The sequence below is a fragment of the Flavobacterium sp. GQ95 genome (genome assembly GCF_059758655.1).
In genome coordinates, this window is record NZ_JCAXEB010000001.1 from 897,666 (window position 1) to 911,884 (window position 14,219).

Genomic DNA, 14,219 nt, shown 5'->3' on the forward strand with positions numbered 1-14,219 from the left:
GTTATAAATAGATTTGGGTATTTTGGCATAAAATAAGTTCGAATGTAGTTATTAAAATTCGAATTTAATTACGGCTTTACGTAAAGGCGAAAAAGTATTTAACCGCAAGGTGCACAAAGGGTTTACGCTATGGAACGCAAAGAAAATTAAAAACTTTGCGTCCCGAGGCTTCGGGATTGCGTAAACCCTTTGTGCACCTTGCGGTTAAAAAAAATTCGCAAAGCTTTTTAAAACTCTGCGAATAATTCTTCGTGTATCTCTGTGAAATAAAACTAATCTAAAGCATCTAAAAGCTCCTGAACTTCGTCATAATCCTCATAATCCTGAGAAATGGTTTGCAGGATCTGCCTGCAGCCTTTATAATCTTTTTGTTTTAATTTTATTAAAGCCAGATTCCAAAGTGACTTGTCTTTATAAATCGGGCTTGTGGCTTTCAATTCGTTAAAAACAGCTTCGGCTTTTTGATAGTGACTAACTTGTAATAAAGAAATCCCATAATAATACTGAACTTCCGGAGCTTTGTTTTCTTTTAAAGCTGCCTCAAAAAACGGAATGGCTTCCTTAAACTTTCTGGTATTAAAAGCTTTTTCGGCTTGCAATAAATGCACATTTGTAGTGCTCCTTTCTGTAAAATGAGCTTGTCCTGGATGATTATAATCGTTAAAAGACGGATTCTGATTATAGTCAAAAAAGAACAATCCGAATAAAATAATTACAGAGGCTGCCGCTGCTAAATACCACGGACGCATCAATACTACTTTTGGTTTACTATTATTGAAATGCTTTTCTGAAATTTGAGTCAGATTTTCCTTAAACGCTTCTCTTTCGGCTTCAAATCCAAATTTGTTTTCCAATTGAAGTTGTACAGCCTTGAAAGTCTCAAATTCTGATGCAAATTCCGGGTCTTCGGCTAATTGCTTTTCAAAATCAGTTTTTTCAGCAGCAGTCATTTCGCTTTGAAGATATTGGTCAAATAATATATAGCGTTCTTCGTTCATGACTAATTGTTTTTTAGAGAATTAAAATTTTTGGCTTCCTGAATCCACTGCGTTAACTGACCCACGCACAACGATTTCTTTTTACGGACATAGCCGTAAGTAACGTTGAGTTTTTCAGCAACTTCCTCCATCGATTTAATTGAAAAACTTAGTTTTAAAAGCTCCTGACATTTATCTCCCAATTTCTGAAACATGGTATCAAAAAGTTGTTGTTTTTCGTCAAATTCTTCTGTTTGTCCAATTAATTCGAGTGCAGATTCATTCATAGATACTACATCTTCATTAATTGTTACCCCTTTATTAGATCTTTTTTTAAACTCATTGAGCCATTTCCTTTTACATAATAAAAAAAAGTAGGCATCAAACGGGCAGGTTAATTTTAATGTATTGGCTTTCGCCTGATTAAAAAGCAAAATCATGACTTCCTGAACAATATCCTGTGCCTGTTCTTTATCGCCGGAATTATTCATGACGAAAAAAACGACTTTTGGAACGAACTTCTTATATATAGACTGAATGATTGCCGAATCATTTGCAGCAAGTCCTTCAATATACATTTGGTCAGGATGAATTTTATTTGCGCCCATAAAAAACTTTTTGATAGCTAATTTAGAAAAAGAATCTGAATTAAATCTCTTTTACAAGGGTAACAATTACAAAATCAAATTGATATAACGGTACAACAATCTTTTAAAACAATAAAAAATTAAGAGAAATGGAAACGTATCAATTTACAAACAATAAAAATCTGGATCAATTTTACGAAATGATTTCGGCCAAAAAACGAAATGGTTTTGTAGTTATTGAACATAACGAGAAGCTGCCTTATGTGGTTTTATCCAAAGAAAAAAAAGCCATCAAACATTCCTTCCATCTCTTTTTGACTTGTCTGACATTTGGACTTTGGTCATTTGTCTGGTTGTATCTAATAATTACGCTTTCGCAGAAAAAGAACATACTGGTCGCCGTTGATGAAGACGGAAACCTCTTTGAAGACAAATGCCTCTCAGTATGAATTAAAAAAATAAAAAACAGAGGTAACAATTTTAATGACGAGTTGATATAACCATATAAACAAGCTTAAAAAATAAATTTTGAAAATAAGGGTAACAATATCAAACCCGAATTGATATAAGAATATAAAATTAAAATTAACAACCAGAATCTGAAAACCACTTGAAACGAATCAAGACAGATTTATAAAAACCAGAAATCATGAACACAAAATTTAAAACTATCAGTCTTTTATTTTTATTAGTAATCACGTTAGTAAGTTGCGACACTAACAGTGATGGTGATGACATTATTATTTCGCCTCCAACTTCGGCAGCATTTAAAAGTATCAGTGAAAAAGGAGTTAAAAGAAACACACAAAATTTTACTATTACAGCCGGAGCCGGAGCAGTAACCTTTACTTCTGCAAAAGGAGTAAAAGTAAATATCAACGGAAACTGTTTAACTAAAAATGGAAATCCGGTAACAGGAACTGTAGACATCGAATACATCGAGCTTTTTGACAAAGGAAATATGTTGGTTACGAATAAACCAACAATGGGAATTACGGCTGACGGAAAGAAAAACCTATTAATTTCCGGAGGTGAAATCTTTATCAAAGCCACTCAGGGCGGCGTTGAGCTTCAAAATTCCTGTTCTATGAATATGATGATTCCGACTGCTTTAACAGATGGTTTAGACAATGCCATGACTTTATGGGCTGGTGTAATCGACGATAAAGGAGAATTAGCCTGGAGAGAAGCCAAAGATGCTAATGGCGGAAAAGGTGGTGTTCAGGGTGAAGGTGCCAACTATTATGTAACTTTTGGAAACTTTGGATGGACAAATGTGGATCGTTTCTACAGCGACCCAAGACCTAAAACAACCCTTCTTGTAGATGCTCCTGATGGTTATGACAATAACAATAGCGCTGTTTATTTGTCTTACGATGGTGAAGGACAAAATGCATTGGCTAAATTAGATACTTACACAGCCGCAGGATTATTCAGCGAACATTACGGTCAAATTCCGATTGGTTTAAAATGTCACGTGATTTTTGTGACTGAGGAGAATGGCAATTGGCGTTATGCAATAAAAGCCGTAACTGTTGCTGCAAACGATGTTTACACCTTTACACTTGCTGAAACTGTAGTCGGTACCGAAGCACAACTGATAGCCGCAATCAATGCTATTCAGTAACTTACAAAATACTTTTTAAGAAAAAGTGGTGATTTGCTCATCACTTTTTTTTACATTTAATCCAGTTTTTAAAATTAACTTTGATGATTTTTAGAAGCTAATCCTGCTATTCGTTGCAATCTTTTCCTGTCTAAAGGAGCCAGCAAAAGGATTTCCACTACTATCAGGGCTAAAAAACTACTAGCTATGAAACCACTTTTGTCTATTTTCTTTATTCTATTTTCTATTCTCTCAATAGGACAAACCAAAGTAAAAGACACCATAACCCGAAGAGCCTCTATTGGTTTTATTCAAAACGGAAATGCCGTTACTTTTAAGCCAGAAACACCGCCCTTGATTCCGATTGCAGGTGCGCCAAAACCAAGTTATTCTTATTTATGGGAACTCGGTGACGGGCATTACAGTAAAGAAGCCGAACCGAAACACGTTTATAAGAACAAAGGAACTTACACCACAAAACTTGCCGTAACCAACAATTACGATAACGGAAAACCACCGGCAACGCGACCTAAAAAAGTAGCTGTAAATGATATTACAGATACCAACTATAAAGACATCGCTTCCATAGAAGATCAAAACGGATTTGCGATTATCAAAAACTGCGATCCTATTCCCGAACAGGAAATGGTAGTCGTAGTAGGTTATCAAAATTTGGAGCATTATGTTGCGAGCGGAAAACTGTATTTGTTTTATAATGAAAAGCAATTCAAAAACAATAATTTTGAATTGGTCGATTTTAGAACCTATGCCAACGAACGTGAAGTAAAAGAAAACACTGTTGCTTCAGTAGATGATCTTGATGATTCTAAAAATTATCTGGCTTCCGCCGAAAATACAATCAAACTCAAAAAATACCGAAATACAACCGCTGAAGAAGATTTGGATGCTTCCTTATCAGAAGCAAATAAATTATATCATAATGTCAATATTTTAGAATTTGATGATACAAATCCTGGCGAAACACACAATGTTTTTTATACGTTTAAAACTACTCCGGAAATGATTAAAGATACCAGCGCAACGGTTACAATGCGTGGGATTTTTGTTCCAAATCGAAGTTATAAAAACCATAAAATAAAAAATCTCGAAATGGAAATCGTAACTTCTCACGACCCAAACAAAATGGGATCCAACGGAAGTTTTATGAATTACAGATTGGTGCGTTTTAAAAGAGTGAATTTTAAAACCCGTTTTCAAAACAACGGCGAAGGTCCGGCGAGAATGATTCGGTTAGAAACGGATATTCCGGATATGTTTGACAAAAAGACTTTTCAGATTGAAGACATGTATCCTAAATGTCCGATTTGTCCAAAAGACGAAGAACCAACCGTAAGTTGTCTGGATACGATCATCAAACAAAAACAGATTTTCTTTACTTTCAAAAACATTTATTTACCCGGAAGCGAACAGAAAAATGTACATGAAAAAGATTCTACCAAAGGTTTTGTAAAATATTCAATGAAGTTTGCAGAAGACTTTCATAAAGTAAAAACCCGAAGCCGAACGGCAATTATATTTGATAAAAACGAACCTATAATTACCAATTACGCTACTACCCGATTCTTACCCGGAATTTCGATTGGTGCAAAAGCTGGTTATAATCTCTATCCCGATTTAGAAAAATCGACGAGTTATTTTGTGGGTGCCACAATATCGCCTTTTAAATCGTATCGTTTTTATTGGCAGGCAGAATGGGTTAATGCTTTAAATAAATATGATAGCGAAGTTGATATTCAAAATGTAATAAATACAAACGCAAACGGAGTAAGACAATTGGTCCGTACAACAACTGAAACGGAAAACAAAAATGTCAATTGGGAAGTTCCGCTTTTGATTCGGTACAACATTAATAATTATATTGGAATTGGTGCCGGAATTCAGGCGAACATCAATGTCTCTGAAGAACAAAATCAGAATATAAAAATCGAAACTTTTGAAGGTGATAAAGAGAATTTTTTAATTAGTACCACCACAACATCTAATACGATAAAAAATTCTTTTGCTGATTTTAAAACAGGCCTTTTGTTTGATTTAACGGCAGGTTTTGCGAGAATTGGTCCGAGTTTGGGCGCGAGATACGTAATCAACTTTGAACAGAATTTTAACTATTTCCAGTTTTATGGGATATGGAAGTTTTGATTTTTTCATCATATAAGTAATATAAGTTCATGTTAAAAGCTGATTACTTATTATCGAAATATGCTTCTTTATGTTTAAGAACTAACATAGTATTTATAGAGCTTATATGACCTATTTATTTTAATCTTAGAATTATACGCAACAATATAATATGAACTTATATTACTTATATGGTGGAAGAAAAATACGTAATCTTATCTGGTTTATATTTTTTTTTATAAATCTGAATGTTTTTGGACAGCATCAGGAAGATAAAATATATAATGCAATTGATGTTTTCGTCGCTCATCCTTCCGCGAAAGCGTTACAAAATTTAACGAAAACGGAAGCTGATTTCTGGAAAAATTCCAAACCAAAAACTTCCGATGAATTGCTGGCGATTGTGGTTTTAAACTGTAATAAAGCGTATTATGAAAATCAATTCGGACAAACCGAAAAAGCGATTTCGAGTTATGAAAAAGCCTGGCAAATTTATCAAAAGCAACAACTCTCTAATTATGATATTATTGAATTTTGTCTAAAACCTTTAGGGAATTTATACACGGTTTTGGGTGATTATGACAGTGCCGAAAACACCATTAAACAATATTTTTTTATTGTCAATACTTCCAAAAATTATCCTGACGCCTCAAAACAAAAATTTGCTGCAATTTTGAATTTATCAAATGTTTATCAGAGTTCTGGCAAGATTTCTTTTGCGATTGAGTTATTGGAAAATACTTTGAAGACGGAGAAATTATCGAATGTTCAAAAAGGGATTTTATTGAATAATTTGGGGAATAATTATATGTTGAATTCTAATAAGTTTTTATTTGTTGTGAGTTCAACTGATAATACTGAGAAATCATTTAAAGCTGCAATTCAATATTTGGAAAAGGAAAAAGATCAATCAGGAACTTTATCAAATTGTTACAGAAATTTGGCTTCGTTAAACATAAGATGGCAAAACTACCAGCTTGCTAATTTTTATTTAAAAAAGGCAGAAAAATTGTTTTTTGAAACTCCGAATCAACAACCGAGACAAATCGCAAAATTGTATTATGAAAAGGCTTTGTTACTATTTGAACAACGAAAATATACTGAAAGTTCTAAAGAAATTGAAGCTGTTTTTAAAGTTTTAATTCCAAATTACAATTCAAAAACCATTCTGCCAAAACAAAATGATTTGTATGCTGAGACAGCTTTATTAGATGTTCTTGATTTGAAAGCTGCTATTTATATCAAACAAAATCAACCCAAAAAAGCACTTTTAGCTTATCTACTTTCTTTTCATATTGAAGATTTACTGATGAATGTTTTGGTTCATGAAAACTCAAAAATCATTACTCAAATGCGAGCCAGAAACCGTACTGAAAAATGTCTTTCGATTTACGAACGTTTGTATCAGGCAGAAAACAAAATTCAATATTTAGAAGAAGCTTTTCAATTATCAGAAAAAACAAAATCCGGAATTTTAAAAGGTTATCGCAACACTATTAAATTGGCTTCGACACAAGAAAAATTACTTTTAAAAGAATTTCAAAACTTAAATAATAATATTTTAAAAGAACAACAAAAAGGAAATTCGGCTAATATTTCAAATATTAATTCGGCAATAAAAAAACAAAACGAATTAATGCTTTCGCTGAAGCAAATTCAATTTAAAAATTCTACTTCAATTTCTGAAAATTTCGATTTGAAAACTCTTTTGTCAAAATTGGAAAAAGACAAAGCGTTAATGGTTTATTATTTTATGGGTGATGAAAATTTGTTTTATTTCACTTTACAAAATCAGAAAATTAATCTTCAACTTATTAATATTACAGATACTGCAATTCCTAAAATTGCACAATTTATAGATTATTTTAATTCCGCAGATGCTATTACAAACGATATTTCCGGATATAATAAATACGGAAAAGTGCTTTACGACATGTTGAAATTACCTCAAAACGCAATATATAAAAACCTCATCATTATTCCAGATGGCATTTTGAATTTTCTGCCTTTTGAAGCTTTGATTACCAAAGAATCAAAGACAACCAATTTTGCCAAAATGCATTATTTGTTGAATGACTTTAAGATTGCTTATAATACTTCGGCTAGTTTTTATTTGAATTCAAAACCTGTTTCAAATTCAGAAAAAACAATTTTAGGCGTTTTTCCAATATTTGAAAAAACGGCTTTTGAATTGTCTTATTCGAAAAAAGAATTAGAATCTATTCGAAATAATTTCAAAGGAAAATATTTAGAAAATTCGAAAGCCAGTTTCACCAATTTTAAAAAGAATGCTGCAAATTATTCGATTTTGCATTTGAGTACCCATGCCTCTTCAGGCGATATTGAAACTCCGGCGAGTATTAAATTTTATGATCAGGAAATTTTATATACTGAATTGTATAACCTCAACCTCAATCCGGATTTAGTAGTTTTAAGTGCCTGTGAAACCGGAATTGGAAAACTCTATAAAGCAGAAGGTGCAATGAGCGTTGCAAGAGGTTTTCAGTTTGCCGGCGCACAAAATTTGCTATTTTCTTTATGGAAAGTAAACGATTATACGACATCCGTTTTCATGACTGATTTTTATAAAAATATCAAAAATGATGTTCCGTATTTTGAAGCCAATGCCAATGCTAAAATTGCTTTTTTAAATGATAAGACCATTTCAAATGCAAAGAAATCTCCTTATTACTGGAGCTCGTTTGTGTATTACGGCTCCATTTCATCTGAAGAAGAATCAAATAATTATATCTATTACATCATTAGCTTTTTGACTGTAATTGGTTTATTTTTGATTTTCAATCATTATCAGAAATGGAAAATCTTCACCAGATTCTCAAAAAAGAGAATTACAAAAAAATAAAATTCAAAGTCACCAAAACACAACATCTTTTGATAAAAGCTAAAATCAATGGTGTTTCTGGTAATTTCATTTTAGATACCGGAGCTTCTAATTCCTGTGTAGGATTTGAAAGTATTGAACGTTTTGAATTAGCCTCAAAAAAATCTAAAACAAAAGCTTCAGGAGCCGGCGGAACCGGAATGAAAACAGAAATTTCAGGCAACAATTTATTACAATTGGGAAGCTGGAAAAATCAGGATTTTAGTATTGTTATTTTTGATCTTTCACATGTTAATGAAGCCTTGGAAGCTTACAAAGCAAAAGCTGTTCATGGTATTATAGGTGCGGATGTTTTATTGGAGGGTAAGGCTATTATAGATTATTATAACCATTGTTTGTATTTAAAATGAAAGCTTCATTTTAGGTTCAAATTTTTATGTATTTACGGGATACCGTAATTTTAACAATATTTATTGTGTTACATTTGTTAAGTCCATTTTAACAAATCTAATACTATGAAAAAAACTTTACTTTGTTTTCTTTTCTTGTTTACCAATCTATTTTATGCCCAAGTTACCAAGGTTACCATCTGCGAAACGGAACCTTTTAATCTGACTTCTTTAAAAGCAGATTTCATTGGTAATTTAAATCCGGATGAAACTACTGTAAGTTATCATTTGAGTCTGGAAGATGCAACTAATAACACAAATGTCATTGCCAACCCAACGAATTATATTGGTACTCCGGGGATAACAAAAATTTACGGAAGAATAGATAATAATGGAACTATTTCAACTAATTATTTTGACTTTACTGTATTTCCTTCTTTAAATGTATCAGCTTCTAATACACCAGTGTTATGTCAGGGAAGCAATACGGCATCGTTGACCATTAATGTTTCTCCAAGTGGCTCCTATCAATATTCAATAAATGGCAGTCTCTTTACAAGTAACAATCATTATAATAATTTGGTAGCCGGAGTTTATACTATAAAAGTACGAGGCAATAACCCTATCTGTCCTGATGTTACCATTAATTACACAATAACACAACCTGCAACATTAAATACAACCTCAATGGTTTCGGGCCAAATGGCAACTATTACGGCAATTGGAGGAACTGCACCTTATCAATATTCTTTAGAAGGAATAAACTATCAGCCAAGTCCAGTTTTTCAAAACTTAACACCTGGAAACCATATTTTTATGGTAAGAGACGGCAACGGTTGTATAGCAACTGTTCCTGCAACTGTGCTACCTGCTTTAACTGCTACGGCTATTATAACCAAGGAAATGGATTGTAGTGCAAATAGCAACGCTTCAATAGCTGTATTTGCTGCTGGTGGACAATCTCCTTATACTTATTCCTTAAATGGTAGTCCTTTCCAAGTCAATAATAATTTTATTAATTTACCAGCAGGAACATATTCTATAACTGCAAAAGACGCGGTAAATACGATTTCAAATCCAACTGCAATAACAATAAATCCACTTGTTGTTTTAAGCGCAACTGCTCTTGTTATAAACCCAACAAATTGTAGTACCGGAACAATAACTGCTATAGCTACAGGAGGAAAATCGCCCTATATTTACTCATTTGACGGCGGAATGACTTTTACTTCTTCTAATGTTTTTAGCGCTCCAAATCCTGGTACTTATGTTATAATTGTAAAAGACAGTAAAGGATGTTTATCTTCATCTGTAACCACAACAATACAGCCTGCGACACCTTTAGTTATAACTGCTTCAAATACTTCAATATTATGTAACGGTGTTGGTGATGCTTCCCTAACAATTACTGCTACTGGTGGAAAGGCTCCATATCAATATGCTATAAATAATGGCGTTTATACGAGTAGCAATATTTTCACCACACTTAATGCCGGAACTTATACACTTAAAGTAAGAGATGCTGCTGGTTGTGTATCAACTATTTATCATGCAATCAATCAGCCAACAGTTTTAACTGTACTTTTATCGACTTCAGGCCAGAACATAACCTTAACTTCATCTGGAGGAACTGCTCCTTATCAATATTCTTTAGATGGGGGTTCTTATCAAACTAGTAATGTTTTTACTGTTTTAACTTCAGGAAATTATCTTATAGAAGTAAGAGATTCTAACGGCTGTACAAGAACATTTGCGACATCGGTTGTGGTTCCGGATCCTTTAATTTCTTCGGCAATACTCGTTAAAGAATCAGATTGTATAAGTGGTGCTTCTATAGCTGTTAATGCTGCAGGTGGCAAACCACCATACGCATATTCAATAAATGGGGGAGCATCGTATCAATTGACCAATACTTTTACTAATGTTCCGGCCGGAACGTATACTGTAAAAGTAAAAGACTTTGCAAATACGTTCTCTAATTCAAACACAATTGTAGTAAATTCACCTAGTCCGATAACTGCAACTACTGTGGTTACACCTTCAGATTGTATTAATAATTCAATAACTGTTCAGGCAACAGGAGGACAAGTACCCTATATTTATTCTATAGATGGAGGAGTAACTTATGGCCCTGCTAATGTTTTTACTAATGTTCTTACTGGAACTTATAATATAGTTATAAAAGACAGCAATAGTTGTGTTTCACCAATACTATCTACAATAGTTCAATCTCCTTCGCCTTTAGTTATAACAGCATCAGACACTTCAATATCATGTTACGGCGGTACTGCGTCTATAATAATTAATCCTGTTGGCGGGCAAGCTCCCTACGAATACTCTATAAATAATAGTCCTTATACTATTAGCAATATTTACAGTGGACTTAACGCCGGAACTTATACGATTAGAGCAAGAGATGCCATTGGCTGTTCATCAGAGTTCGAATATGTAATAACACAACCAACTTCTATACTTTCCAATATTAATATTGAAGGCCAAACTGTAACTGTTATCGCTACCGGAGGAACAGCTCCTTATCAATATTCTGCAGATAATGTGAATTTTCAGTATGGGAACGTTTTTACAAATTTAAGTTCGGGACAACATAATGTATTTGTAAAAGATGCAAATGGTTGTGAGTCTTCATACAATGTAACTATCGAAGATCCAATTCCTTTAACTTCTACAGCAGCTATTACCAAACCACTAAATTGTGGTGTTAAGGCAACAATTACTGTTACCGCTGCCGGAGGAATAGCTCCTTATCAATATTCAATTGATGGTGGATTAACATACAAAACGGCCAATGTTTTTACTACTCTAAATGCCGGAACGTATAATGCAGTGGTAAAAGATGCTGCCAATACGATTTCGAACACAACTACTATAGTAATCGATCCGCTTGTACCATTAGTTGTTGATGTTGCTATAATTAGACCTCTCGATTGTACTGGTAGTGCTACGATTAAAGCTACTGTAACTGGCGGACTTGCTCCATACTTATATTCGGTAGATAATGGACCTAACAGTCTTACAAATACGTTTAACGTATATGCTGCCCGTAATTATACGGTAAATATTCTGGATAATGCTGGTTGTATTGTTAGAAAGGTCATCACTATTGCACCATATACTCCAATAGCTATGAGTACTGCAATTACAAATGTTTCTTGTAACGGTAATAATAACGGATTGATAAGAGTTACTGCAACTGGCGGAATTGCTCCTTTTACGTATTCAATTGGTGCAGGATACCAGTCTGGTAATACATTTAGTAATTTAGCACCAGGCAACTATACTGTTTCAGTAAAAGACAAACTAGGTTGTATTGTTACAAAACCTGCAGTGATTACTCAGCCTTCAGCCCTGGCATCTACTATTGATATTACAAATGCAACTTGCTTTAATTCGGCTACCGGAACAATTACTGTAAATGCTTCTGGTGGCACAGTTCCTTACAGCTATTCTATAAATGGTACTGATTATTTTTCAAATAAAACCTTTAATAATTTAATCGCTGGAATTTATAATGTATCTGTTAAGGACAGTAAAGGGTGCTCTATGTCATTTTATACGACAATTTCTCAGCCTAATTCTTTAGCAATTAATTTAACTAAAAGTGATGTTAATTGTAACGGATCTCAAGATGGAAAAATAACAGCAACAGCAACCGGAGGAAATGCTCCTTATACGTATTCAATAGGAACCGGATATACCTCATCAAATACTTTCAGTGGTTTAGCTCCCGGACTATATAATATTACTGCAAAAGATGTTGGCGGATGTACTACTACGTCTACAATAATAATAGCACAGCCAGCGTCTTTATCACTATCAGTCAGCATTATAAATCCTACATCATCAATGAATAGTGACGGAAAAATAACTGTTGCTGCTTCCGGAGGAACCGCTCCTTATTTTTATTCTCTTAAAAATAGTAATGGAACAGAAATAATCGCGCCACAAACCTTTAGCATCTTTACAAATTTAACATCTGGATCTTATGTTGCAGAGCTTACAGATGCACGTGGATGTACATTTTTACAACCAGGAATTACCATCGTATCGCCGCCGGCACTTGTTGCTACGACGAGTGTAATTCCTTTAACGTGCAATTCTAATGGAATTATAACGGTAAGTGCAATTGGAGGAACTGCTCCGTATCAATATTCATTTGACAACGGAATTACTTATACAACTTCGAATGTGTTTAGTACCTCTACACCTGGAAGTTATGCTATAAAAGTGCGCGACTACCAATATAATACAACTTCGCTTGTTGCAACAATCGATCCTGTAAATCCTTTACTATTAATGGCAACTATTGTTTCACCAATAACTTGTACGCAGAATGGATCAATTATAGCTAATGTTATTGGTGGTCAGGCACCATATGTTTATTCATTGAATGGAAGCCCATTTCAAAGCAGTAACCTTTTTAATGTGCCTGCAGGTTCTCATATTATATCAGTTCGGGACAGCAATGGCTGTACAGCAATTTCAGCTGTAGAATTAACAGCACCACTGCCTATAACTGCCTCTTTAACTGTTGTAGATCAAACTGTAACCATAACCGCTGTGGGTGGTTCGGGTAAATACCTCTATGCCATTTCTCCTAATACAAATTTATTTTCTGCAAATAATACATTCACAAATTTAGAAGCCGGCAACTACACTGTAATTGTTCGGGACGAAAGTGGATGTTATGTAATGTTGAATTTTGTTATTAATCCGCCAGCTCCTTTAATAGAAAATAAAGAGGCAATAACTGTTGATTTTAAACCCGGGCAAACTTTAGCAGATCTTATTGTTAATGGACAAAATATTAAGTGGTATAGCACTCCTAATACTTTAGAAGGAAAAACCAGCAAAACAAACGAAAACCCTCTGCCATTATCAACAGTTTTGGTTAACGGAACGACATATTATGCGTCTCAAACTGTCAACGGAATTGAAAGCAAAGAACGTCTTGCGGTAACCGCCAAATTGAATGGTGCCCTTTCAACACCAGATTTTGTATTAGCTAATTTTAAATTCTATCCAAATCCTGTGCAGTATACTTTAACTATAAACAATACCGCTGTTATTGATGAGGTTGAAATAGTTTCAGTTACCGGACAATCTATTTTATCTAAAACAATAAATAGCGATCACTCTGAAATTGATTTATCAAATGTCTCCTCAGGGGTTTATTTGTTAAAAGTAAAATCAGAAGGAAAAACGAAAACAGTCAAAATTGTGAAGAAATAAAGGAGTTAAATTCCAATAAAGAAATTGCTTCGCCTGTTCGCTAGCGCTCGAGTCCAAATTCCAAACTGACGCTTCATTAGGAAACAATGAAAAATCCCAAACTCCTTAATTGGAATTTGGGATTTTTTCAATCTAAATTCTATGTATCAAACAAGAACGGAAATTAAAAATAAAGAACAACTATTTTTTATTCACAACATAAAGGTTCATTACTCTGAAATTGATTTATCAAATGTCTCCTCAGGGGTTTATTTGTTAAAAGTAAAATCAGAAGGAAAAACGAAAACAGTCAAAATTGTGAAGAAATAAAGGGATTAGATTCCAATAAAAAAAATTCCAAAAATTCCAAAAATTCCAAACTAAGCTTTATTTGGAAATAATAAAAAATCCCAAACTCCTTTCGGAATTTGGGATTTTTTCAATCTAAAA

The 14,219-nt window shown here is 33.7% G+C and carries 9 protein-coding genes; 7 read left to right on the top strand and 2 right to left on the bottom strand.

The features are described from left to right. Positions 1-272: 272 nt before the first annotated feature. Both AC6CH4_RS03875 and AC6CH4_RS03880 read right to left on the bottom strand, forming a co-directional pair. A complete protein-coding gene (locus AC6CH4_RS03875) occupies positions 273-998 on the bottom strand; it encodes a tetratricopeptide repeat protein (RefSeq protein WP_498100322.1) in 726 nt (241 codons plus the stop codon). A 2-nt stretch (positions 999-1,000) separates the two neighbouring features. Continuing rightward, entirely contained in the window at positions 1,001-1,585 is a 585-nt protein-coding gene (locus tag AC6CH4_RS03880; protein WP_498100324.1) for an RNA polymerase sigma factor, read from the bottom strand. Between the two features lie 128 nt (positions 1,586-1,713). Here AC6CH4_RS03880 and AC6CH4_RS03885 point away from each other — a divergent pair, with 128 nt between their 5' ends. From AC6CH4_RS03885 to AC6CH4_RS03915, 7 genes are all read left to right on the top strand, one after another. Beyond that, positions 1,714-2,013: a hypothetical protein gene (locus tag AC6CH4_RS03885; protein WP_498100326.1), complete on the top strand. Its 300-nt coding sequence runs from the start codon at positions 1,714-1,716 to the stop codon at positions 2,011-2,013. A gap of 200 nt (positions 2,014-2,213) precedes the next feature. Next, on the top strand, positions 2,214-3,191 hold the full coding sequence (locus AC6CH4_RS03890) for a hypothetical protein (protein ID WP_498100328.1): 978 nt from the start codon (positions 2,214-2,216) through the stop codon (positions 3,189-3,191). A 186-nt stretch (positions 3,192-3,377) separates the two neighbouring features. Further along, the gene (locus AC6CH4_RS03895; protein ID WP_498100330.1) at positions 3,378-5,330 is read left to right on the top strand and encodes a PKD domain-containing protein; all 1,953 of its coding nucleotides are present in this window, start codon (positions 3,378-3,380) and stop codon (positions 5,328-5,330) included. Positions 5,331-5,481: 151 nt separating this feature from the next. After that, positions 5,482-8,172, top strand: a complete 2,691-nt coding sequence (locus AC6CH4_RS03900) for a CHAT domain-containing protein (protein WP_498100332.1) — start codon at positions 5,482-5,484, stop codon at positions 8,170-8,172. Then, positions 8,124-8,561: a retropepsin-like aspartic protease gene (locus AC6CH4_RS03905; RefSeq protein ID WP_498100334.1), complete on the top strand. Its 438-nt coding sequence runs from the start codon at positions 8,124-8,126 to the stop codon at positions 8,559-8,561. The genes AC6CH4_RS03900 and AC6CH4_RS03905 overlap by 49 nt, the downstream gene beginning before the upstream one ends. 105 nt (positions 8,562-8,666) lie before the next feature. Next, on the top strand, positions 8,667-13,790 hold the full coding sequence (locus AC6CH4_RS03910; protein WP_498100336.1) for a T9SS type A sorting domain-containing protein: 5,124 nt from the start codon (positions 8,667-8,669) through the stop codon (positions 13,788-13,790). A 141-nt stretch (positions 13,791-13,931) separates the two neighbouring features. After that, positions 13,932-14,099: a T9SS type A sorting domain-containing protein gene (locus tag AC6CH4_RS03915; protein WP_498100338.1), complete on the top strand. Its 168-nt coding sequence runs from the start codon at positions 13,932-13,934 to the stop codon at positions 14,097-14,099. Positions 14,100-14,219 lie beyond the last annotated feature (120 nt).

Coding starts and splice junctions, on each gene's coding strand:
- AC6CH4_RS03915 (WP_498100338.1), top strand. CDS start 13,932: ATGTATCAAACAAGAACGGAAATTAAAAATAAAGAACAACTATTTTTT.
- AC6CH4_RS03910 (WP_498100336.1), top strand. CDS start 8,667: ATGAAAAAAACTTTACTTTGTTTTCTTTTCTTGTTTACCAATCTATTT.
- AC6CH4_RS03885 (WP_498100326.1), top strand. CDS start 1,714: ATGGAAACGTATCAATTTACAAACAATAAAAATCTGGATCAATTTTAC.
- AC6CH4_RS03890 (WP_498100328.1), top strand. CDS start 2,214: ATGAACACAAAATTTAAAACTATCAGTCTTTTATTTTTATTAGTAATC.
- AC6CH4_RS03900 (WP_498100332.1), top strand. CDS start 5,482: ATGAACTTATATTACTTATATGGTGGAAGAAAAATACGTAATCTTATC.
- AC6CH4_RS03875 (WP_498100322.1), bottom strand. CDS start 998: ATGAACGAAGAACGCTATATATTATTTGACCAATATCTTCAAAGCGAA.
- AC6CH4_RS03880 (WP_498100324.1), bottom strand. CDS start 1,585: ATGGGCGCAAATAAAATTCATCCTGACCAAATGTATATTGAAGGACTT.
- AC6CH4_RS03905 (WP_498100334.1), top strand. CDS start 8,124: ATGGAAAATCTTCACCAGATTCTCAAAAAAGAGAATTACAAAAAAATA.
- AC6CH4_RS03895 (WP_498100330.1), top strand. CDS start 3,378: ATGAAACCACTTTTGTCTATTTTCTTTATTCTATTTTCTATTCTCTCA.